This is a genomic window from Streptomyces sp. NPDC127197, assembly GCF_042672405.1.
GTDB classification, from domain to species: Bacteria; Actinomycetota; Actinomycetes; order Streptomycetales; family Streptomycetaceae; genus Streptomyces; species Streptomyces flavusporus.
The window spans coordinates 106113-126637 of record NZ_JBHXVG010000020.1 but is presented as its reverse complement, the minus strand read 5'-3'; the positions used below and the strand labels follow the sequence as shown (position 1 = coordinate 126637).

Annotated in this window: 21 protein-coding genes; 10 read left to right on the top strand and 11 right to left on the bottom strand. The window is 71.8% G+C overall.

Features of this window, described 5'->3' with window-relative positions; all coding sequences use genetic code 11:
- Nucleotides 1-256: 256 nt before the first annotated feature.
- Complete coding sequence (locus ACFVJQ_RS28005; protein WP_385514923.1) at nucleotides 257-934, bottom strand: ribonuclease H; 678 nt, start codon at nucleotides 932-934, stop codon at nucleotides 257-259.
- Nucleotides 935-982: 48 nt separating this feature from the next.
- The gene (locus ACFVJQ_RS28000; RefSeq protein ID WP_385514924.1) at nucleotides 983-1783 is read right to left on the bottom strand and encodes a VOC family protein; all 801 of its coding nucleotides are present in this window, start codon (nucleotides 1781-1783) and stop codon (nucleotides 983-985) included.
- 156 nt (nucleotides 1784-1939) lie between these two features.
- Between ACFVJQ_RS28000 and ACFVJQ_RS27995 the strand changes: the two genes are divergently transcribed.
- The 3 genes from ACFVJQ_RS27995 (at nucleotide 1940) to ACFVJQ_RS27985 (ending at nucleotide 4963) form a co-directional block, all read left to right on the top strand.
- A complete protein-coding gene (locus tag ACFVJQ_RS27995) occupies nucleotides 1940-2947 on the top strand; it encodes a zinc-binding alcohol dehydrogenase family protein (protein ID WP_385514994.1) in 1008 nt (335 codons plus the stop codon).
- Between the two features lie 159 nt (nucleotides 2948-3106).
- Entirely contained in the window at nucleotides 3107-4018 is a 912-nt protein-coding gene (locus ACFVJQ_RS27990) for an SGNH/GDSL hydrolase family protein (RefSeq protein WP_385514925.1), read from the top strand.
- Between the two features lie 54 nt (nucleotides 4019-4072).
- Nucleotides 4073-4963, top strand: coding sequence for an aminoglycoside phosphotransferase family protein (locus ACFVJQ_RS27985; RefSeq protein WP_385788041.1), 891 nt, complete (start codon nucleotides 4073-4075; stop codon nucleotides 4961-4963).
- A gap of 50 nt (nucleotides 4964-5013) precedes the next feature.
- On the opposite strand, the gene ACFVJQ_RS27980 is transcribed toward ACFVJQ_RS27985, so the two are convergent.
- The gene (locus ACFVJQ_RS27980) at nucleotides 5014-5496 is read right to left on the bottom strand and encodes a VOC family protein (RefSeq protein WP_385514927.1); all 483 of its coding nucleotides are present in this window, start codon (nucleotides 5494-5496) and stop codon (nucleotides 5014-5016) included.
- A 124-nt stretch (nucleotides 5497-5620) separates the two neighbouring features.
- Between ACFVJQ_RS27980 and ACFVJQ_RS27975 the strand changes: the two genes are divergently transcribed.
- Nucleotides 5621-6850, top strand: coding sequence for an epoxide hydrolase family protein (locus tag ACFVJQ_RS27975; RefSeq protein ID WP_385788037.1), 1230 nt, complete (start codon nucleotides 5621-5623; stop codon nucleotides 6848-6850).
- A gap of 60 nt (nucleotides 6851-6910) precedes the next feature.
- Here the strand turns inward: ACFVJQ_RS27975 and ACFVJQ_RS27970 are convergent, their stop codons facing one another.
- A complete protein-coding gene (locus ACFVJQ_RS27970; RefSeq protein ID WP_385788034.1) occupies nucleotides 6911-8128 on the bottom strand; it encodes an erythromycin esterase family protein in 1218 nt (405 codons plus the stop codon).
- A 58-nt stretch (nucleotides 8129-8186) separates the two neighbouring features.
- Between ACFVJQ_RS27970 and ACFVJQ_RS27965 the strand changes: the two genes are divergently transcribed.
- The 3 genes from ACFVJQ_RS27965 to ACFVJQ_RS27955 all read left to right on the top strand — a co-directional run bounded on the left by ACFVJQ_RS27965 (nucleotide 8187) and on the right by ACFVJQ_RS27955 (nucleotide 10504).
- A complete protein-coding gene (locus tag ACFVJQ_RS27965) occupies nucleotides 8187-8936 on the top strand; it encodes a TioE family transcriptional regulator (RefSeq protein ID WP_385788032.1) in 750 nt (249 codons plus the stop codon).
- A 325-nt stretch (nucleotides 8937-9261) separates the two neighbouring features.
- Nucleotides 9262-9900 carry a ClpP family protease gene (locus ACFVJQ_RS27960; protein WP_385514931.1) on the top strand — a complete coding sequence of 213 codons (639 nt, stop codon included), beginning with the start codon at nucleotides 9262-9264 and terminating at the stop codon, nucleotides 9898-9900.
- A 1-nt stretch (nucleotide 9901) separates the two neighbouring features.
- A complete protein-coding gene (locus ACFVJQ_RS27955; RefSeq protein WP_385514932.1) occupies nucleotides 9902-10504 on the top strand; it encodes a ClpP family protease in 603 nt (200 codons plus the stop codon).
- A gap of 22 nt (nucleotides 10505-10526) precedes the next feature.
- Here ACFVJQ_RS27955 and ACFVJQ_RS27950 read toward each other — a convergent pair whose 3' ends face one another.
- Nucleotides 10527-11006 carry a helix-turn-helix domain-containing protein gene (locus ACFVJQ_RS27950; RefSeq protein WP_385788027.1) on the bottom strand — a complete coding sequence of 160 codons (480 nt, stop codon included), beginning with the start codon at nucleotides 11004-11006 and terminating at the stop codon, nucleotides 10527-10529.
- Nucleotides 11007-11142: 136 nt separating this feature from the next.
- Between ACFVJQ_RS27950 and ACFVJQ_RS27945 the strand changes: the two genes are divergently transcribed.
- Together ACFVJQ_RS27945 and ACFVJQ_RS27940 are read left to right on the top strand one after the other, a co-directional pair.
- Entirely contained in the window at nucleotides 11143-11922 is a 780-nt protein-coding gene (locus ACFVJQ_RS27945; protein WP_385514934.1) for a class I SAM-dependent methyltransferase, read from the top strand.
- 75 nt (nucleotides 11923-11997) lie between these two features.
- Nucleotides 11998-12816 carry an RNA polymerase sigma factor SigF gene (locus tag ACFVJQ_RS27940; protein ID WP_385788024.1) on the top strand — a complete coding sequence of 273 codons (819 nt, stop codon included), beginning with the start codon at nucleotides 11998-12000 and terminating at the stop codon, nucleotides 12814-12816.
- Between the two features lie 33 nt (nucleotides 12817-12849).
- On the opposite strand, the gene ACFVJQ_RS27935 is transcribed toward ACFVJQ_RS27940, so the two are convergent.
- Both ACFVJQ_RS27935 and ACFVJQ_RS27930 read right to left on the bottom strand, forming a co-directional pair.
- Nucleotides 12850-13302 (bottom strand): ATP-binding protein, encoded by a 453-nt coding sequence (locus ACFVJQ_RS27935; protein ID WP_385788021.1) that lies wholly within the window; start codon nucleotides 13300-13302, stop codon nucleotides 12850-12852.
- 92 nt (nucleotides 13303-13394) lie between these two features.
- Nucleotides 13395-14606, bottom strand: coding sequence for a DUF6777 domain-containing protein (locus tag ACFVJQ_RS27930; protein ID WP_385788018.1), 1212 nt, complete (start codon nucleotides 14604-14606; stop codon nucleotides 13395-13397).
- A 172-nt stretch (nucleotides 14607-14778) separates the two neighbouring features.
- Between ACFVJQ_RS27930 and ACFVJQ_RS27925 the strand changes: the two genes are divergently transcribed.
- Nucleotides 14779-16074: a streptophobe family protein gene (locus ACFVJQ_RS27925; RefSeq protein ID WP_385788015.1), complete on the top strand. Its 1296-nt coding sequence runs from the start codon at nucleotides 14779-14781 to the stop codon at nucleotides 16072-16074.
- Here the strand turns inward: ACFVJQ_RS27925 and ACFVJQ_RS27920 are convergent.
- From ACFVJQ_RS27920 to ACFVJQ_RS27905, 4 genes are all read right to left on the bottom strand, one after another.
- Nucleotides 16051-17082: a serine/threonine-protein kinase gene (locus tag ACFVJQ_RS27920; protein WP_385514938.1), complete on the bottom strand. Its 1032-nt coding sequence runs from the start codon at nucleotides 17080-17082 to the stop codon at nucleotides 16051-16053. The two genes, ACFVJQ_RS27925 and ACFVJQ_RS27920, sit on opposite strands and share 24 nt — an antisense overlap.
- Nucleotides 17082-17627 (bottom strand): hypothetical protein, encoded by a 546-nt coding sequence (locus ACFVJQ_RS27915; RefSeq protein ID WP_385514939.1) that lies wholly within the window; start codon nucleotides 17625-17627, stop codon nucleotides 17082-17084. The genes ACFVJQ_RS27920 and ACFVJQ_RS27915 overlap by 1 nt, the downstream gene beginning before the upstream one ends.
- Nucleotides 17628-17636: 9 nt before the next feature.
- Nucleotides 17637-19976 (bottom strand): FHA domain-containing protein, encoded by a 2340-nt coding sequence (locus ACFVJQ_RS27910; protein WP_385514940.1) that lies wholly within the window; start codon nucleotides 19974-19976, stop codon nucleotides 17637-17639.
- A gap of 69 nt (nucleotides 19977-20045) precedes the next feature.
- A complete protein-coding gene (locus ACFVJQ_RS27905) occupies nucleotides 20046-20456 on the bottom strand; it encodes a hypothetical protein (RefSeq protein WP_224735942.1) in 411 nt (136 codons plus the stop codon).
- Between the last annotated feature and the right edge of the window lie 69 nt (nucleotides 20457-20525).

Below are 20525 nucleotides of genomic sequence, written 5' to 3'. Positions count from 1 at the left end.
CGCCCAAGCGTGCCCATGAGACTGGCCCCCGACCGGTACCCCTCATGATGATCGACCTTTCTCACCACGGCACTGAATCGGATTGATCCCTCAACTAGGACCAGGCAGCCACCCGATCTGTGACACCGCAAGCGAAGATCAACGACACAGGCCCCGGCAGCGCCCCAAAGGGACGCGGGGTTGTATCGATATGCGGCTCCGCCGCGACCAGCCCCCACCGGCCCGCAGCGTCATCACCGCACTCCCAGCGGAGCGCTCAGGCGTCGACCGTCCGGCACTCCGGGTGGCCCCAGCCCTGGGCGTTCTTGGCGATGGGGTCGCCGGCCGCGTAGGGGCGACCGCAGACGCAGCGGCCCGGGAACCTGGCCTTGATCGTGCGGGCGGAGCCGGAGCGCGGCTTGGCCGTCGCGGACCGGCGGCGCGGCGCGGTCGGCGGGACGTCCGGCGCGGGCGGCGGCTCCGGTGAGCCGAGGCCGCTGCCCGCGGGCTCCTGCACGGTCGCCGCCTGGCTGGCGGCGCGGTCGGCGAAGTCGTTCAGCGGGTCGCCGTCGACCTGGTGGGCGGGTACGTAGCGGAACTCGACCGAGCGGCCGTCGAGCAGCTCGTCGATGCGCACCACCAGGTCCTGGTTGGCGACCGGCTTGCCGGCGGAGGTCTTCCAGCCGTTGCGCTTCCAGCCGGGCAGCCAGGTGGTGACGGCCTTCATGGCGTACTGCGAGTCCATCCGGATCTCGAGCGGCACTCCGGGATCGGTCGCCGCCAACAGCCGCTCCAGAGCGGTGAGTTCGGCGACATTGTTGGTGGCCCTGCCGAGCGGCCCCGCCTCCCAGCGGGTCGGCGTCTCGCTCTCGTCGGCGACGACCCAGGCCCAGCCCGCCGGTCCGGGGTTTCCCTTCGAAGCCCCGTCGCACGCGGCCACCACTCGTTCACCCATGGCCCGATCATGCCATGTACGGGCCGGTCGCCCGGTCGCCGGAGTCGGTCAGGAGATGTCGGTGAGCTTCGGCATCTCGCCCTCGGTCGTCGTGGTGTCGATCACCGAGAAGCTCGCGCCCTGCGGGTCGCTCAGCGCGGCGAACCGCCCGAACGGGCTGTCCATCGGCCCGAAGCGCAGGATGCCGCCGAGCTTGGTGGCCGTGGCGACGGCGTCGTCGCAGTTGGTGACGCTGAAGTAGAGGTTGATGTACGGCGGCACGTCGGGCGGGAAGTCCTCGGTCATCTTCATCCGGCCCAGGACCGGGTTCCCGCTGAGGTTGAAGATCCGGAAGTCGATGCCGTTGTCGTCCATCTGCTGCGCCGTGTACGGGAACACGGCGGGGAAGAACGCGTCCGATTTCTCCGGATCGCGGGTGAAGACCTCGGCCCAGCAGAACGCGCCCGGCTGTTCCATGGGCGCCTCGAACCCCTCGTGGCTGCCCGCCTGCCACACGCCGAACACGACGCCACCCGGGTCGCGGGCCAGGCACATGGTGCCGAAGTCGCCGACCTGCATCGGGTCCATCACCAGCTCACCGCCGTTGTCGCGGATCTTGCCCGCGGTGGCGGCGGCGTCCGGCGAGGCGAAGTAGAGGCACCACTGCGGCTGTTCCTCCTGGCCGGACATGGGCGGTACGACGGCGGCGACCGCCTTGCCGTTCACGTAGGCCTGGGTGTAGTTGCCGTACTCCGACGACGCCTCGCCGAAGGTCCAGCCGAGAACCTCGCCGTAGAAGGTCTTGGCTCCCTCGACGTCCGTGAACATCGCGTCGGCCCAACAGGGCATTCCCTCAGGTTTCACGGCCATGGCTGCGGCCCTTCCGGGATTGGTGGGGTTGTCCGCTTCCTCACGCTAGTCATCCGAAGGGCGGCCCGCGCGCCGAACATGCCCTTCCGTTTCAGACTGGAGAGCGGAAGGCGGGTGGGGGCCGGCGAAGCGGGGCGCGGGATGGCGAACGGGACGATGCGGGCATGGTCGGTGGTGGCGCCGGGGCCCGTGGAGGAGGGCTCCCTGAGGCTGCTGGGGAAGCCGGTGCCGGTGCCCGGGGACGATGAGCTGCTGGTGCATGTGCGGGCTTGCGGGGTGTGCCGTACCGACCTGCATGTGGCCGAGGGGGATCTGCCGGTGCACCGGCCGGGGGTCACGCCCGGGCACGAGGTGGTCGGCGTGGTGGCCGGGTTCGGGGCGTCGGTGCGCGATTTCCTGGTCGGCGAGCGGGTGGGCGTGGCCTGGCTGCGCCGCACCGACGGCAGTTGCGTCCACTGCACGCGCGGCGCCGAGAACCTGTGCCCGGCGTCGCAGTACACGGGCTGGGACGCCGACGGCGGTTACGCGCCGTACACGACCGTTCCGGCCGCGTTCGCTCACCGGCTGCCCGGCGGCCTCGACGACGTGGCGGCGGCGCCCCTGCTGTGCGCCGGCATCATCGGCTACCGGGCGCTGCGCCGGGCCGCGCTGCCGCCGGGCGGACGGCTCGGTCTGTACGGGTTCGGGGGGAGCGCCCACCTGTGTGCGCAGATCGCCCTGGCCGAGGGCGCCAGGGTGCACGTCCTGACCCGGGCCGCGGCGGCACGACGGCTCGCACTGGAGCTGGGGGCGACCTCTGCGCGGGACCCGAACGACCTCCCTCCGGAACCGCTGGACAGCGCGATCCTGTTCGCCCCGGTCGGCGACCTGGTCCCCGTGGCGCTGCGGGCGCTGGACCGGGGCGGGGTGCTGGCGATCGCCGGTATCCATCTGAGCGACGTGCCACCGCTGCGCTACGAGAGCGAGCTGTTCTACGAGAAGGAACTGCGCAGCGTCACCTCCAACACGCGTGAGGACGCCCGGGAGTTCCTGGCGCTCGCCGCCCGCCACGGGGTGCGCGCCACCACACACGCCTACCCGCTGTCGGAGGCGGCGCGGGCCCTCACCGATCTGAAGGCGGGCCGTTTCGACGGGGCGGCGGTGCTGGTGAACGACCTGTCCTGACCCTGCGGTGACCAACACGCCGACACCGGTGGACGATCCCGCACACACGTACGGCACGGACGGGCGTCCGCGGCTCCCGTGGCCGACGCGTGTCTTCCCCCTGCCGCCGGGGTGTGCTTGCCTGGGCAGCCCTGTCGGTGGCGGGGTGGGGGTGGCCGTATGCACAGGCGGTGGGTGGCCGGGCTGCTGGTGGTCGGCGTGGCGCTCCTCGGCGGCTGCGGGGATCCGGCGTCCGGGCCGGATGCCGCACCGCCCGCGCCCTCCGTACCCGGTGCCTCGCCCACCACGCACCAGCGGGCCGCCGCCTCCCCCACCGCGGCTGCGAAGGCGCCCACGGTGCTGTATCTCGGGGACTCGCTGGCGATGGAGAACCAGAAGGTCCTCGGCCGGGAGCTGCGCCGGGACCTGGGAGCGCGGTACACCAGCGCCCCGTACTCGGGCACCACCCTGTGCGACTACCTCGAGGGCACGGGCGAGCGGTCCCTCGTGCCGGACGCCGACAAGGCCGCCGCCCTGGTGCGCTCGGTGCGGCCGGACTTCGTGGTGCTGCAGTTCTGGGGGAACGCCTGGGGCTACACACCGTGCATGGACGGGATCACCTACGACGCCTCCCGCGCCCGGTACTTCGAGCGGTACGCCGCCGACGCGCGCCGGCTCGCCGAGCAGATCACCGCGGCCGGCGGTACCCGGCGCCCGCGGATCGTCTGGGTGCTGCAGGGCCCGGACCCGATCACCCCCGACCGGGTCCGGCGCGTGAACGCCCTCTACGAGGAACGGGCCGCGGCCTCCGGCGACCTGGTCGCCGACGCGGGGCGGGCGGTGAGCCCCGCATCGGCCCGCTACACCTGGACCCAGTACCTGCCGTGCACCGCGTACGAGCGCGCCCACCCCGACTACTGCACCCAGCCGGGCAGTGACCGCACCGCCCTCCACCGCGACGACGACTACCTGCACTTCTGTCTGGCGCCCACGACGTCCACCCCGAAACCGTGCCCGGTACGCTCGCCCGGCATCCTGCGCATCGCACGGGAGATCACGCGGGTGGTGGACGAAGGGACCCGCTCTCACTGACCCGGCGTCAAAATCGTTCGACAAAGGCCGGGCCGGGCCGCTGGGATGGCCCTCATGTGTGCCGTCAAGATGCATGCGGACGAGGTCGACGTCGACGCCTCGCTGGTCCGCCGGCTGATCGCCGGACAGTTCCCGCAGTGGGCTCGGCTGCCCGTGCGCCGGCTGCAGTCGTCGGGCACCGAGAACGCGATGTTCCGGCTCGGCGCCGACCTGGTGGTGCGGCTGCCGCGGCATCCCCGTGCCGTCGAGGGAGTGGAGCACGAGATGCGGTGGCTGCCCCGGCTGGGGCCGCTGCTGCCCCTCCGCACGCCCGAGCCGGTGGGGCAGGGCGAGGCTGGTGCGGGGTTTGCGTGGCCCTGGTCGGTGTACCGGTGGCTGGAGGGGCGCAATCCGGCCGTCGAAGCGCTCCAGGAGCCGGAGTTGCTCGCCAAGGACCTGGCCGAGTTCGTCGGTGCACTGCGCCGGATCGACCCCGTGGACGGGCCACCCGCCTCGCGGGGCGTCCCGCTCGCCACCCGGGACGCGCCGACCCGGTCGGCCATCGAGCAGCTGGCGGGAAGGACGGACACGGCCGCGCTGACGGCGCTGTGGGAGGAGGCCCTGCGGGTCCCGGCGCGGTCAGGGCCGCCCGTCTGGGTGCACGGCGACCTGTCGCCGGGGAACGTCCTGGTCACCGAGGGACGGCTGACCGCCGTGATCGACTTCGGCACGGTGGGCGTGGGAGATCCCGCAGTCGATCTGATCGTGGCCTGGAATCTCCTGCCCGCCTCGGCCCGCCCCGTCTTCCGTGACGCTCTGGGTGTCGACGACTCCGAGTGGGCGCGCGGGCGTGGCTGGGCGTTGTCGATCTCGCTGATCCAGCTGCCGTACTACTGGGAGACCAATCCGCCGCTGGCGGCGAACTCCCGGCATGTGATCAAGGAAATCCTGGCCGAGGCCGGGTAGGGCGTGTCCGGCCGCCGGGTCCGTGGCGGCCGGTCACCGCGAGGTGTGCCCTACTTGCCCGCGTACGCCTTCTCCAGGGCGGCGATGTCGAGCTTGTGCATCGACAGCATCGCCTGGGTCGCACGTGCCGCCTTCGCCGGGTCCGGGTCGCTCATCATGTCGTCGAGGCTGTCCGGGATGACCTGCCAGGACACCCCGTACTTGTCCTTGAGCCAGCCGCAGGGGCCGGGCTCGCCGCCGTTCTCGGTGAGCTTGGTCCAGTAGTAGTCGATCTCTTCCTGGTTCTCGCAGAAGATCATGAAGGAGATCGCCTCGTTGAACTTGAACTCGGGGCCGCCGTTGAGCGCCAGGAACTTGTGGCCGTTGGCCGTGAATTCCACGGTCAGCACGGTGCCGGCGGGGCGAGGGGCTCCCTCGGGGTAGCGGGCGACCTTGCCGACGCTGGAGTTCTTGAAGATCGAGACGTAGTAGTGGGCGGCTTCCTCGGCCTGGTCGTCGAACCAGAGACACGTGGTGAATCCGTCGGTGGCCATGAGTACCTCCTGGGGGCGCGGAACGCGGTCACCTGTATCGACCGATCCTCGCCCTGGAACTCATCGGCCGGGCCGCTGATTAATCCGGGTGGCCCCTGCACCGCCCCGGCATAGCATCGCGGCCATGACGTCCTCGCCCGCCGATGGCATCCGGCCCTTCCGCCTCGACATCCCGCAGAGCGACCTCGACGATCTCCACCACCGGCTCGACCGCACCCGGTGGCCGGACGCGCTGCCGGGGGTGGGCTGGTCGTACGGCGTTCCGCGCGACTATCTCCAGGAGCTCGTACGGTACTGGCGGCACGAGTACGACTGGCGTGCGGCCGAGGCGCAGCTCAACGAGTGGCCGCAGTTCACGACCACGATCGACGGGGCGAACGTGCACTTCGCGCACATCCGCTCCCCGGAACCGGACGCCACGCCGCTGATCATCACGCATGGCTGGCCGGGCTCGATCGTCGAGTTCCTGGACGTCGTCGGCCCGTTGACCGACCCGGCCGCCCACGGCGGCGATCCGGCCGACGCGTTCCATGTCGTCGTACCGAGCATTCCGGGCTTCGGACTGTCCGGGCCCACGTCCGACACCGGCTGGGAGGCGGGGCGCATCGCCGGCGCATGGGCCGAGCTGATGACGCGGCTCGGCTACGAGCGGTTCGGCGCGCAGGGCGGCGACTGGGGGGCGGCCGTCTCCCGCGAGCTGGGCCGCGCCTGTCCGCACCGGTTGATCGGCGTGCACCTCAACCTGCTGCCGGGCGCGCAGGCGACCCATGAACCGACGGATGAGGAGCTGGCCGAGCTGAGCCCCGAGGAGCGGGAGCGCACGCTCGCCTCCTGGCGCAGCTGGAGCGCGTGGTCGAGCGAAGGCATCGGGTACGCCGTCCTGCAGTCCACCAGGCCGCAGACCCTGGCGTACGGACTCACCGACTCGCCCGTCGGTCAACTCGCCTGGATCGTCGAGAAGTTCCAGGAGTGGACGGACTCGCGGGAGCTGCCCGAGGAGGCCGTCGACCGGAACCGGCTGCTGACCAACGTGATGCTGTACTGGCTGACCGGGACCGCCGGTTCGTCCGCCCGCGTCTACTACGAGCGGGCGCACGCCCCGGCCGACCGGGCCGGAGCGCCCAAGCAGCCGTCGACCGCGCCGACGGCGCTCGCTCTCTTCCCGGCCGAACCCCAGATCCCCTTGCGGCACAAGGCGGACCGCACGGAGAACATCGTGCGGTGGACGGAGTTCGACCGGGGTGGGCACTTCGCGGCGATGGAGGAGCCGGATCTGCTGGTCGAGGACGTACGGGCCTTCTTCCGGCAGCTGCGCGAGAAAGGCGCGGGGGTGAGGAACATCCGCGTCGGATGACCCTGCGGCGACGTCGGCGGGCCGCTGCGCGAAGTGGCCGCCGGACTGCTGCTGGTGGCGTTAGCTCTGCGGGACGTCCTTGACGAAGACGATGCCGTCGCTGTCCGCCAGATGGGCCGGGTCGAGCGGGGAGTAGCCGAACCAGGGGGATACGCGGGGCGCGGGCCGCGTGTCGCCGAGGGCGGTGGCCAGCCGCGGGGCGTCGATGACGCAGTGGTCCTCCGGGAGCGCGTACAGGAGTCCTTCGAGGGTGTCCGGCGGCGGCGTGTCCACTCCCTGGTGCCGGATCGTGCCGAGGGCCGTGGCCAGGAAGGCGTACCTCTCGCCGAGCTGGGCGCTCACGAGCGCGCCGGCGCTCCACCACTCCACCGGCCCCTGCCACATCTGCATCGTGCTCTTCTCCCGCTGGAGATGGGAGTTGTGGGCGTGGATGAGTGCCGGGCCCCGAGCGGCAACGGCGAGGAGGTTGTGGGCCATCATCAAGTCCCGCAGCGCGCACAGCCGGGTCATGCGGGCCGGTGAGGTGTCGGCCATCCAGTAGTGGTAGCGCAGCAGACCGGTGGCGGTGCGCCCGTACAGGCGCGCCCGGTCCCAGTCGTCCCGCGAGGTCGCCGCGAGCAGGTGTGGCGTCTGCGCGTCGAGCAGCGCCACCAGATCGTCGGCGAGCAGCCGCAGCTCCCCGGCCTCGGCCGACTGCCCCACGGACTGGGCCGGGTCCGTCATCGCGGCGGAATTGGTCCATCGGTCGTCGGTGCCGAGCAGGCGGTCGAGTGTTTCCGCGGTGCAGGGGAGCAGGTCCGCGTCCACCCGGGCCGCGAGGTAGCCGTGGAGTGCGGTGAGGGCCTGCCGGGGGCTCGCGGCGCCGGTGATCTCCAGCGGGCCGTCGAAACCGGCGAAGCGGAGCCGCTCGGACGCGGGTCGGCCGTCGTTGTCGGCGCGGACGTTGTAGGCGCGCATCCAGCGCACGAGCTCGCGGTTGGCCGCGGAGGTGCCCCAGCCGTGGCTGATTCCCTGCTCCATGACTTCGTCGAGGGTGCCCGTTCCCGAGGTGACGTAGTCGTCCACGACCAGGCCCATCATGCAGTCGCTCTCGATCGCGATCGTCCGGTAGCCCTCCTGCTCGACGAGCTGCCGGAACAGCTCGTTGCGCAGGTCGAGCAGAGTGTCCTCGCCGTGGGTGGGCTCGCCCAGGGCGAGCAGCCGAGGCCGGGCCGGGAGCAGCCTCATGACGGCGGCAGCCTCGACGGCATGGACGGTGTCCTTGATGTCAGTAGCCATGCCTTCAACGGTATCGTTGAACCTTCGGTTGAAACTTTTCCGCGGTATCGTCAGCCCCGTGGGACGAAACCTTCAAAACGGCGAGCGGCTCAGGCCGGTTGATCTGGCGCGCGGGCACGGTCTGTCCACGCAGGCGATCAGGAACTACGAGGAGGCCGGCATCCTTCCGGCCGCCGGTCGCACACCCCATGGCTACCGCACCTATACCTCGCTGCATGCGGGGGCCCTGCGCGCGTTTCTTGCCCTGGTGCCCGGCCACGGCCACCAGACGGCGACGTCGATCATGCGGGCTGTGAATCAGGGCGCGGTCGATGAGGCGTTCCGCCTCATCGACGAGAGCCACGCCCAGCTCCTCGACGACCGGCGGACCCTCCAGGCCGTGGAGAGCGCCCTCCGCGACCTGGAGTCCACCACGGCGCCCGAGCCCGGTGTGGGATCGGAGCCGGCCGCGGTGTCCGGGCCCGGCGGCACGTTCATCGGGCCGCTGGCAGACAAGCTCGGAATCCGGCCGGCGACGCTGCGCAAGTGGGAGCGCGCCGGGCTGGTGTGCCCGCGCCGCGACCCGCGGACCGGGTACCGCGTCTACGACGAGGCCGATGTACGGGACGCCCGGCTGGCCCACCAGCTCAGGCGGGGTGGCTACCTGCTGGAGCAGATCGCCCCGCTGATCGCCCAGGTGCGGGCGGCCGGCGGGCTGGAGCCGCTGGAGGCCGCACTGTGTGACTGGCGCGGTCGGCTGTCCGCCTGCGGGCGGGCGATGCTGACCGGGGCCGCAGAGCTGGAGGCGTACCTCCGCGAGCGCGGATGAGACTTCGGTCGCCGGCCGAGGAGAACAAGAGTCATCACAGGCGGGCTGAGCCTTACTCCACATCGACCGCAGCCGGATCACTCAGGGGCCGCAGGCCACCGGGCAGATCGGGATCCCGGTCCGCATCGTTCAGGAAGAAGAACCGCTCCAACTCCGCCCGCGACGGCGCCCCGCGAAACGACCCGTACCGCCGACCGCTCTGCCCATGGCGAATCTGCCGCGGGCAGAGAAAACACCTTCGACGACTGTTCCCGGCCCAGAGTGGAGATCGCGGCGATGCCGGCCGCGTCATGACGACTCACGACAACGACGACAAGGAGCGCCGATGTCTCCACTCACCGCCCTGCCGCCCCGGGCCGAGGAGGGCGACACCCCGCCCACCCGATTCGACGACCATCTGGCCGCCCAGCTGCTCGGGCAGCGGATCGTCCTGCTCGGCACCCAGGTCGACGAGGTCTCCGCGAACCGGGTCTGCTCGCAGCTGCTGATCCTGTCCGCGGAGGATCCGCGCACCGACATCAGCCTGTACATCAACAGCCCCGGCGGTTCGGTGCACGCGGGCCTCGCGATCTACGACACGATGCGTCTGATCCCGAACGACGTCTCGACGCTCGCCATGGGCTTCGCGGCCAGCATGGGCCAGTTCCTGCTCTGCGGCGGCACGCCCGGCAAGCGGTACGCCCTGCCGAACGCGCGGATCATGATGCACCAGGGGTCGGCGGGCATCGGCGGTACCACCGCCGACATCGAGATTCAGGCGGAGAACCTGGAGCACACCAAGCGGACGATGGAGCGGCTCATCGCCGAGAACACGGGCCAATCCCCGGAGACCATCGCCCGGGACGGCGACCGCGACCGCTGGTTCACGGCCGAGGAGGCCAGGGAGTACGGCATGGTGGACCGGGTCGTCGAGTCGCTGGCCGACGTCCGCCCGGCCGCCTCGAAGCGACGGATGGGGCTGTGACATGGGGAACTACACGATTCCGTACGTCGTCGAGCGGACCGCGCACGGCGAGCGCTCCTCCGACGTGTTCAGCCGGCTGCTGTCGGAGCGGATCATCTTCCTCGGCACCGAGATCGACGACGGCGTCGCCAATGTCGTCATCGCGCAACTCCTGCATCTGGAGTCGTCGGCCCCGGAGAACGAGATCGCGATCTACATCAACTCCCCCGGTGGCTCGTTCACTTCGCTCATGGCGATCTACGACACGATGACGTTCGTGCAGGCGCCGATCTCGACGTTCTGCGTCGGCCAGGCGGCCTCCACGGCAGCCGTGCTGCTGGCCGGCGGGGATCCTGGTCGGCGGTTCGTGCTGCAGCACGCGCGCGTGCTGCTCGGTCAGCCCGCCACCGGGGGCAGCCGGGGCATGATCTCCGACCTCGCCCTCCAGGCCAAGGAGATGGTCCGGATCCGCTCGCAGGTCGAGGAGGTGCTGGCCCAGCACACGCAGCACGACATCGCGACTCTGCGCGCGGACATGGACCGCGACAAGGTGTTCACGGCACCGGAGGCGGTGGCGTACGGGCTGGCCGACGAGGTGCTGAGCCGGCGTCTCGTGACGGTCTGAGACGCCGGGCCCGAGGGTGTCGTCAGGCGACCAGACAGAGCCCGTTGTACGGCGAAGTGGACGTGGCACGGCTGCGATTGGCGTGTCGCGTGAGCTCGCTCTGCGCCAGCGACAGCAGGTCGCCGAGGCCCAGGCCGAGGGCGTGGGCGGCGGCCGCGAGGACCTCCGAGGAGGCCTCCTTGCGGCCGCGCTCCACCTCCGACAGGTACGGCATGGAGATCCGCGCCGCGTCGGCGACGTCCTTGAGCGTGCGTTCCTGCGCGAGACGCTCACGGCGCAGGACGTCACCGACGAGGTCCCGCCAGAGCGGCTCCTTGGGAGCGGGGGCAGAGCGAAGCGGCTCGTGCGGAGCGGGTGCCGGCCGAAGGGGTTCGTGCGGAGCCGATCCGGGCCGGGGCGGCGAACCGGCGGGTCGCTCGGACGCTGGGCGGGCCGTCCCGGGGCGCGCGGCGGGCGGGCGCAGCGGGATGACGCGGGCTTCGTTCGGCGCTTGGTTGGTCACCGCTCCAGCCTAGGAGCGACCGCCGCCACGGGAAGGCCCCGACGTTCCGCCCTCGGTGGAATCGGACGAAACGCCCGGCCCGGTGACCCGCCCGGGAGAGACTGGTCGGGGATCCGAGGGGAAGGGATGCGGTGCCGTGCTGCGGGACACGTTCAACGAGGCCGCGGAGCTGTACGACAGGGCACGGCCGCGGTATCCCGGCGCCCTGGTCGAGGACTTGGCCCGAATGACAGGTCTGGGCCCGGCCGACCGGGTCCTGGAAGTGGGGCCCGGAACCGGCCAACTCACCGTCCCCCTCGCCACGTTCGGCTGCCGGATCACGGCCGTGGAGCTGGGACCCGCCCTGGCGGCCGTGGCCCGGCGTCGGCTGCGGGGGTTTCCGCTCGTGGACGTGGAGGTGGCGGAGTTCGAAGGATGGGAGCCGCCGCGGGAGCCGTACGACGTGGTGGTGAGCGCGACCGCGTTCCACTGGATCGATCCCGCCGTCCGCGTACAGAAGGCGGCGGACGTCCTGCGCCCCGGAGGAGGTCTCGCCCTCGTCACCACCCACCATGTGGCCGGCGGCAGCACGGACTTCTTCGCCCGAGCCCAGCGCTGCTACGAGCGCTGGGATCCGGCCACCCCACCCGGCCTGCGACTGCTCGACGAGACCGAAACCGCCTCGGACACGGATGAGTTGACCCGGTCCGCGCGCTTCGAGCACGTCACCGTGACACGTCACGCCCAGGAGATCACGTACTCCGCCGACCAGTACATCGATGTGCTGCTCACCTACTCGGGCCACCGCGCACTCGACGACCGCGCTCGGCACGGCCTGCTCGCGTGCATCCGGGAGTTGATCGACACGTATCACGGCGGCAGCGTCACCAAGCGATACCTCCACGAGCTCATCTCCGCGACCCGAACCGGCAATTGACGGCGCATGACCCGCTACGCCCCGGGTACCCGCCCGAAGAGGCAGACGTCGCACCGGACTTTCGTGGGAGAGGCAATGGACACCGCCGTGATCGTGGACCCCAGGACCGTGGCTCCGCGCGACGCGCGCGAGTTGTCCCGCCAGTTCTTCGAGCGGATGGCGGCTCTCGAGGAGGGCACGCACGCATACCAGTACGCGCGCAACACGCTGATCGAGATGAACATCTCGCTGGTGCGGTTCGCCGCCGGGCGGTTCCGCAACCGCGGGGACGACATGGAGGACATCGTCCAGACCGGGATGATCGGCCTGATCAAGGCCATCGACCGGTTCGACCCGGCCCGCGAGGTCGAGTTCACGTCGTTCGCGCTGCCGTACATCATGGGCGAGATCAAGCGGTTCTTCCGCGACACGACATGGGCGGTGCACGTCCCACGTCGCCTGCAGGAGCTGCGTGTGGAACTGGCCAAGGCGCGTGAGGAGCTCTCCAGCCGTCTGGACCGCGAACCGACGGTGGCGGAGCTCGCCACGCTGATGAACATCTCCGAGGACGAGGTGGTGGAGGGTCAGTTCGCCGCCAACGGCTACAACTCCGCGTCGCTGGACGCCGCGCTCACCGGCAACGGACCCGAGCACGGCGAGGCAGTGCTCGCCGACTACATCGGCGTCGAGGAGCACGGGCTGCGACTGGTCGAGGACTTCCAGTCGCTCGCCCCGCTCATGGCCGAGCTGGACGAACGCGACCGTCGGATCCTGCACCTGAGGTTTGTGGAGGAGGCCACTCAGGCCGAGATCGGCGAGCGGCTCGGCTGCTCGCAGATGCATGTCTCCCGGCTGCTCAAGCGGATCATCGTACGGCTGCGGCGGGGCATGCTCGGGGAGCTCGACTGCGCCTGACCGCGGCGTCACGACATCGCGTCCAGGGCGCGCTCAGCCGCTCAGCTCGACGACGGCGCTCACCCGCTTGCCGACCGGCACCCGTTCGACGGTCACCTTCGTCGCCAGCGCATGGACTATCTCCAGACCGTGCCTGCCGACCCGTGCGGGATCGCGGGGAAACCGCAGGGGCAGTGCGGCGCTGCTGTCGCAGACGCACACCGTCATGGAGCTGTCCGTGCCCTCCAGCTCCAGGATGTACGGACCGTTGCTGTGCCGGTCCGCGTTCGTCACGAGCTCGCTGACGACAAGGAGCACCGCCTGTTCGGCGCGGGAGCCGATCTCGGCGCACCACTCGGTCCTGAGCTGCTCGAGGAAGAGTGCGGCGAGGGAGCGTGCCTCGGCGATGCATCCCGGCTCGCCGGTGTAGTGCGCCGCCCGCCGCAGCGGTTCCACGGGCACGTCGAAACCAGTCGGTACGACGGACCCGTCCCGGTACTCGATCATGCGTGTCTCTCTCCGAAGCCGGCCGTGCCGGACGTTGCTGCACCAGTCCTCGTACCCCGAGCCGGGCGCCGCAGTCCATAGTGCAGGACGCGTCACACTGCCGGAGCGGGAGCGGGCGCCTCGGGAACACGGTCCGTGAACGACGACCGGGCGGTCGGCCCGGATGCAAGCGGGGGTTGCGGCGGCGAGGGCGCAGGGGACTCGGGGGCCTCAGGAGACTCTGGGGGCTCAAGGGGCTCAGGGGATTCCGGCGGTTCGGGGGACCTCGGGGACTGAGGGCTCTCCGGCTCCGGGGCCGGCGGTTCCGGCGCGGACGTCCGGGGCCTCGGGGACGGCGAGGGCGGAGAGTCCGGGGCCGGTGACGGCGGTGTGGACGGGGTGAGCGAGGGTGTGGGCCGGGTCGCCGGCGGCTCGGTCTTCTGGTCCTTCCCACCCGTGTCGCCGGGCCGGCGGGCGATCCACTCGCCGCGGTCGGGGTCGTAGAGAACGAAGACGTCGACGGCCTTCGGCGCGGGGGTGACCACAACGACGTTCGAGGAGCGATACGACGGCCAGGCCTCGCCGGTCGGTTTCGGCGTGGTCCGCTGGGCGACCGGCGGGGTCAGCGGGTTTCCGCAGGCGCACCGCACGCGGGGCACCCCGCGGTCGTCGACGAGGACGGCCGTACCCGCCTGCAGGACGGCCTGGTAGCTGGTGGCGGCGCCGGCGCGGTAGCCGTGGTTGGTGACGCGGGTGTCCATGCGGAGCTGTACAGGAGTGAGCGAGCGCAGGTGGGCCGGGACCTGGGACGGGGCGACGCCGGCCACCGAGGCGAAGGCCCTGTTCTTGGCCTCGTCCGCCTGGAGGAACCTGATCTGTTTCTCCACGTCGCACGTGGCGACGTTGCGGGTGCCGCCGTAGAGCCCGGGGGCGCCGCCGGCCACGCCCCGTACGGCGTTCGGCGGCGGCGACCCGGTCGCCGGACTCGGCGTGGCCGGTGGGGCGGAGCTGTCCGTCGCGGTGGACTCGGTGAAAGGGTCGGGGCCCGTGCTGCCCGCGGGCTGGAGGAAGACCTCGCCCTGTGAGCCGGTGCCCCCGCCGTCGGGCCGGGTCAGGACGACGGCGACGACCACGGCGGCCACCACGACGGCGGCGAGCACGGCGATCCGGGGTGCAGAACGCCACCACGGCGGGCGTGGCTCGGGGGGCTCGGCTCCCCCACTGGGCGGCTGGGAGGGCGGTCCCGGGGGCGGCTCGGGCGGTCCCGACAGCGGGCCGGAGGGTGGGCCGGCGGGACGGCCGGACGACGGCGGTTCGACGCTCACGAGCTCTGCTCCCGTTGTGGAGTGCCGGCGGCCCTCAAACTCACTTTCGCCGCTTTTCTCAGCTTTCTTCCGTGTTCCGGTCATTGTGCGCTTCGGTCGGGTACGGCCCGCAAGCCGACGCGGACGGACCTCCCGGCGCGCGCCCGGTGCCGGTGCTGCTTAGCGTGACAAGGTGAGCCCGCGCATCCCCTCCGAGCAGGCCGCCGCCCGCCACGGCTGGGTGCAGGCCGTCGCCGTCGTGCTGGCGGGAATGATCGCCATGGGGATCACCGCCACGCTGGGCCTGTGGGCGGCGGGGGCCGCCGACCTCCCGGACGGCGCGTTCCCGCGGGTGGCTGCCGCGACCGTCGTCACGGCGGTGGGCGGCGCCGTCGAGCTGTCGGGCGACGTCGGGGGCCTCGCCGAGACCGAGGCGGGGCTGACCGTGATTCCGCTGTCGGTGACGCTCGCCGGGGCCCTGGTGGTCGCCGTGGGATTTCTGCGACCGCTGCGGCACCGGGCGGTGGCCGGTGCCGGGGAGCTGGGCGGGTGGGCCGCCAGAATCGCCGTCCTGTGGCTGCTCGCGCTGCTCGGACTGGCCCTCGGGGCCCGGCAGACGTTCACCATCTCCGTCGGCGAGGACGCGATCAGCGACATCACCGATCTGTTCGGCGTCTCGCCCGAGGTGGGCTTCACCACGGACGTGCCGGTGACGCTGGTCTTCGGGCTGCTGTGGCTGGCCGGCGTGCTGGTGCTGGCACTGCTGGTGGCGCCCGGAGCTCCGCTGCCGGGCAGGCTGCTGCGGTTCCGGGAGTCGGTGCGCCCGGCCGCGTACGCCATGGTCGCTCTCCTCCTCACGTACGTCATGCTCGGCGTCGTCATCGGCCTGGTCGTCGCGGCGACGCGCAGGCACCCGGCCGAGACGTTCGCCGTGATCCTGCTGGGTCTGCCGAACCTGGTGTGGCTCGCGTTCACGATCGGCCTGGGCGCCACCTGGGACGGCCGCGTGGAGGGGCCGTTCGAGCTGCCGATGCCGCATGTCCTCGACGAGGTGCTGCGCTCCTCGGACGTCGCCGTGCTCAATGTGGGCACGCTCGCCGAGCACGACGGCCGGGTGTGGTGGCTGGTGGTGGCCGACGCGGTGCTGGTGCCGGCGGCCGCGTTCGTGATGGCGGCGCGTTCTCCGGCCCGGCTGCGGGCCTGGCGGCACGCCGTGCACATGGCGGTCGCGCTGGCCCTCACGGTGCTGATGATCTGCCTGGTCGGCCGGATCGTCGCGTCGTACGGCCTGTCCGTGCTCGGCATCGGCGACCTGGGCGGATTTCTCGCGGGAGAACTGTTTCTGCGGCCCCGGATCTGGACGGCGCTGGGCCTGGCCGTGCTGTGGGGTCTGGTGACCGGCTTCCTGGGCGCGCTTCTGGCCGCAAGGGTGCAGCGGCGGGGTGCGGCCACCCAGGCTCCGTCGTCACCTTCCCGTCGTCCGCCCTGAGGACGAGCCAGCCGGCGATGAGGGTTCCCTCGCCAGATGGCCACGGCCGACGACGGGCTCGGCCCAGCGCGGTGGCGGCTTCGGGGGGACCCTCAGGTCGACCTCTGTCTGCGGGTGGCCGCCGTTCCTGACACCGGCCAGGGCGGTGCGCAGGTCCGCGACGAAGGCGAGGCAGGAGTCGTACCGTTCGTCGGGGATCTTGGCCAGGGCGCGGCCGAAGACCGGGTCGACAGGTCCGGCGAGTTCGGGGCGGGCCCCGGTCAGGGGCGGCGGCGGGTCGTACTGGTGGGCCCACAGCAGCGCCATGTCGTCGTCACGGCGGAACGGCGGGTGGCCGGCCAGGCACTCGTAGACCACGCAGGCGAGGCCGTAGACGTCGCACCGGCCGTCGACGGGGCGGCCCGCGATCTGCTCGGGGGCGACGTAGTCGAGGGTGCCGACGAACTGTCCCACCGTGGTGAAGCCGGTCAGCGACAGCGACTTCTTCGTCAGACCGAAGTCGGTGAGGTAGACGTGCTCGGGGTGGTCGCTGTCGGTGCCGCGGGCCACCAGGATGTTGCCGGGTTTGACGTCCCGGTGGACCAGCCCGTGCTCGTGGGCGGCGTCCAGCGCGGAGGCGACCTGCGCCGCGATGCGCACGGCGGTCGCGGGCGGCAACGGGCCCTGCCGGTCGAGCAGATGGCGCAGGTCGCTGCCGGCGACATAGCGCATGGCGATGTACAGGATCCCGTCCGTCTCGCCCGCCTCGAAGACCGGCACGATGTGCGGATGGTCGATCGCGGCGGCCACCCGGGACTCATGGCTGAAGCGCCGCCGGAAGGTGTCGGTGCGGGCGAGTTCGGGGGCGAGCAGCTTGAGCGCGACGGTGCGGTCCAGGCGCAGGTCGCGGGCGCGGTAGACGACGGCCATGCCGCCGCGGCCCAGTTCGTGCTCGATCCGGTAGCCGGCGACCTGCCGTCCGATCAGTTCGGAGGGCCGCCCGGAGAACAGGCCGGTGTCGCCCACCATCAGGTCTCACCGTCGGGTGTCACGACCCGAGTGGGGACGTGGCCGGGATCCTCGGTGGCGCGCGGCGCCTCGTCCGCCGCGTAGGTGCTCAGCCGCGCCCCGTCGCTGTACGCCCACTGCCCGCCCTCGGCGTCGTACAGCCACACGGACTCCCCGTCGACGACCACTCCGATCCGCGCTCCCTGTGTCCGGTCGCGGAAGGACTCGCCGTCGAGCCCGCCGGCCGCCAGGTCCTCGACGGCCGCCCGGTAGCGGGCGAGTGCCCGCTCCGCGCGGGCGAGCAGTGGCCGGGGGTCGGCGGTGGTGGCGAGCGGCTCGTGCTCGGTGGGCGGGTCCTCGGGTACGGCGACCAGGTAACGGCCGTCGACCCAGGCGGACCAGCCGTTGGCGCACAGGATCCGCCCCCAGTCGCCGCGCCGCTCGACCAGCTGGACCGGCAGCAGCGGATCGAGGGGCACGGTGGGCCGGGCGGGTTCGGGCGACTCCCAGGCGGGCATCCCGTGCCGGGGGACGACGTGGGTGGGCCGGAACCCGGGGCTCGCCATGGCCGGAACCTACTTCCGCATCACGACGGGCTCGCGGCGGCGCAGCAGCCGGGACACCACGTAGCCGAACACCACCGACAGGACGACGAGCATGCCGATGTCGAGCAGCCACACTCCGACCGCATGCTCGAACAGGGGATCGCCGGTCAGGTCGCCGGGCGAGACGCGGGCCAGGTCGATGGTGGCGGCCATCGCGCCGAACGCCCAGCGCGCGGGCACCAGCCAGGCCACCTGCTCCAGTCCTGGCACACCGTCCAGCTGCAGCAGGGCACCGCAGAAGACGACCTGGACGAGGGCGAGCAGCACGAGCAGCGGCATCGTCACCTCCTCCTTGCGCACCAGCGCGGAGACCACCAGACCGAGCATCATCGCCGTGAAAGCCAGCAGGGCGACGGCGATGGTGATCTCCACAAGGGGCGGCATCACCACGCCCTGTCCGCCCGGTGCGTTGAGATCGACGCCGAGCAGGCCGACCAGGGTCAGCACGACGGCCTGCAGCACGGTGACCGTGCCGAGCACGACCACCTTGGACATCAGGTACGCCGATCTGGACAGCCCGACGGCCCGCTCGCGCTGGTAGATCACACGTTCCTTGACGATCTCGCGCACGGCGTTGGCCGCGCCGGTGAGCACGCCGCCGACGCAGAGGATGAGCAGGGCGTTCATCGCCGACCGCCGGGTCAGCTCACTGCCCGCCAGGGCGCGGGCCATGCCGCCCATGACGAAGGGCAGGGCGATCATGACGAGGAGGAAGGTGCGGTCGGCGCTGAGCGCGGCCGTGTAGCGGCGGACCAGCGTGATGAGTTGGGCGCCCCAGTGGCGCGGCCTGGGCGGCGGGCCGACGATGACCGGGCCCTCGCGGGGCCGCCGGGGCTGTGCGGTGGCGTCGGCGATGTACTGCCGGTGGAAGGGCGATGCGCGGTACTCCCCCGCCCAGTCCCGGTCACGGTCCCGCTCGAACGCCTCGAAGGCCTCCGGCCACTGGGTGAAGCCGAAGAAGGCGAGGGCGTCGCCGGGCGGGCCGAAGTAGGCCACCGTGCCGCCCGGCGCGAGAACGAGCAGCCGGTCGCAGACATCGAGGCTGAGGACGCTGTGCGTGACGACGATGACGGTCCGGCCGTCGTCGGCGAGGCCGCGCAGCATGTGCATCACCGAGCGGTCCATGCCGGGGTCCAGGCCGGAGGTCGGCTCGTCGAGGAAGAGCAGCGAGGGCTTGGTCAGCAGCTCGAGCGCCACGCTGACCCGTTTGCGCTGGCCGCCGGAGAGGCTGTGCACGGGCTGGTTCGCGCGCTGTTCCAGACCCAGTTCGCGGATCACCTCCTCGACCCGCGCGCGGCGCTCGGCCCTGGCGGTGTCCTGCGGGAAGCGCAGCTCGGCGGCGTAGGTCAGGGCGCTGCGGACGGTCAGCTGGGCATGCAGGATGTCGTCCTGCGGGACGAGACCGATGCGCTGCCGCAGCTCTGCGTAGTCGTGGTACAGGTCGCGTCCGTCGTACAGGACCGTGCCGTGGTCGGCGGGGCGCTGTCCGGTCAGGGCGTTCAGCAGCGTGGACTTTCCCGCGCCGCTCGGGCCGACGACCGCGAGCAGGCACTTCTCCCCCACCGGGAACGACACGTCGTCGAGGAGCGTCTTGCTGCCCCGGTCGACGGCGACGGTGAGGTCCTGTACGTCGAGGGAGATCTCGCCGGTGTCGACGTATTCCTGCAGCTGGTCGCCGACGAGGCAGAAGTCCGAGTGGCCGATGCCGACGATGTCGCCGGGGTTGATGAGGGCGGCGGTGACCTGCAGCCCGTTGAGGTACGTGCCGTTGTGGCTGCCGAGGTCGACGATCTCGTACGTCCCGTCGGTGTGCGCACGCAGCTCGGCGTGCCGGCGCGAGACGAGCAGGTCGTCGACGACCAGGTCGTTGTCCTCGTCGCGGCCGATGCGGACGGTCCGGTGGGGCAGCGGCCGCACGCTGGCGGGCTCCCGGAAGGTGTGGGTGAGGGCGGGGCGGGAGACCGCCGACGGGCGCTCCGGGGCCGGGTCGGCGAGGCCGACGAGGACGGCGCGCGGGCCGTCGGTGGGGTTGCCGAAGCGGATGACGCTGCCGGGGCCGACGTCCCATGCGTCAATGCGGCGGCCGTCGGCGTAGGTGCCGTTGGTGCTGTGCTCGTCCTTCAGGGTCCAGTGGCCGCCATTGGGCCGCAGCACCGCGTGGTGCCAAGAGACCCGGTCGTCGTCGAGGACGATGTCGCACAGCGGATCGCGTCCGACGCGGTAGTCGCGGACGGGGGTCATCACGGTGGAGCCCGTCTCGGTTTCCAGGACGAGTTCGGGCGCTGTCGACGCGACCGGCTGCTCCACCATGGCGGAAATTCTACCGATTCGTCCATATGTGCGCTGTCAGAGCGTCGTCCGCGCAGCCACCGGCACAGGTCAGGCGACGGGCACGACCAGCGCCGGAATCGTGCGCTGCATCCGCAGGGCGTCGACGGATTCGGCGAGCAGTTCGTACTCCGTGGTGTCGTCACTGGTGGCGATCCTGACCAGCCGCCCGGCCGCCAACTCCTCGGCGACCAGCTCCTGCCGGCGCACGTCCGCGCACCAGGCGCGGAGCACGGCGGGCACATCGGCCACGCCGTCGCCGACCGGGACGAGCGCGTGCGGCGGGTAGGGCCCGTCGCCGGGCTGCGGGTCCAGCCGCTCGGCGATCCAGGTGGCGCGGTCCCGCAGCCACCACAGCGCGAGGGCGAGGGTGGGGGCCCGGTAGGTGCCGAGCGGTACGCCGATGCGCCGGCCGCCGCAGGTGCCGTACGCCGTGACATGACACAGGAATTCGTCGTGCACGTCCGCCTCCCCCGTTGCATTGCTCGCTTGCCGGTGGCGCCTCGCTTTCGGTGCGGCTCTTGTGCTGGG

Bases quoted from the DNA above. Each gene is read 5' to 3' on its own strand.
- ACFVJQ_RS28000 (WP_385514924.1), bottom strand. From the start codon at position 1,783: ATGGCCGTGAAACCTGAGGGAATGCCCTGTTGGGCCGACGCGATGTTC.
- ACFVJQ_RS27920 (WP_385514938.1), bottom strand. From the start codon at position 17,082: ATGGTGGGCGACACCGGCCTGTTCTCCGGGCGGCCCTCCGAACTGATC.
- ACFVJQ_RS27910 (WP_385514940.1), bottom strand. From the start codon at position 19,976: ATGGTGGAGCAGCCGGTCGCGTCGACAGCGCCCGAACTCGTCCTGGAA.
- ACFVJQ_RS27915 (WP_385514939.1), bottom strand. From the start codon at position 17,627: ATGGCGAGCCCCGGGTTCCGGCCCACCCACGTCGTCCCCCGGCACGGG.
- ACFVJQ_RS27980 (WP_385514927.1), bottom strand. From the start codon at position 5,496: ATGGCCACCGACGGATTCACCACGTGTCTCTGGTTCGACGACCAGGCC.
- ACFVJQ_RS27955 (WP_385514932.1), top strand. From the start codon at position 9,902: ATGGGGAACTACACGATTCCGTACGTCGTCGAGCGGACCGCGCACGGC.
- ACFVJQ_RS27940 (WP_385788024.1), top strand. From the start codon at position 11,998: ATGGACACCGCCGTGATCGTGGACCCCAGGACCGTGGCTCCGCGCGAC.
- ACFVJQ_RS27935 (WP_385788021.1), bottom strand. From the start codon at position 13,302: ATGATCGAGTACCGGGACGGGTCCGTCGTACCGACTGGTTTCGACGTG.
- ACFVJQ_RS27970 (WP_385788034.1), bottom strand. From the start codon at position 8,128: ATGGCTACTGACATCAAGGACACCGTCCATGCCGTCGAGGCTGCCGCC.
- ACFVJQ_RS28005 (WP_385514923.1), bottom strand. From the start codon at position 934: ATGGGTGAACGAGTGGTGGCCGCGTGCGACGGGGCTTCGAAGGGAAAC.
- ACFVJQ_RS27985 (WP_385788041.1), top strand. From the start codon at position 4,073: ATGTGTGCCGTCAAGATGCATGCGGACGAGGTCGACGTCGACGCCTCG.
- ACFVJQ_RS27975 (WP_385788037.1), top strand. From the start codon at position 5,621: ATGACGTCCTCGCCCGCCGATGGCATCCGGCCCTTCCGCCTCGACATC.
- ACFVJQ_RS27995 (WP_385514994.1), top strand. From the start codon at position 1,940: ATGCGGGCATGGTCGGTGGTGGCGCCGGGGCCCGTGGAGGAGGGCTCC.
- ACFVJQ_RS27960 (WP_385514931.1), top strand. From the start codon at position 9,262: ATGTCTCCACTCACCGCCCTGCCGCCCCGGGCCGAGGAGGGCGACACC.
- ACFVJQ_RS27990 (WP_385514925.1), top strand. From the start codon at position 3,107: ATGCACAGGCGGTGGGTGGCCGGGCTGCTGGTGGTCGGCGTGGCGCTC.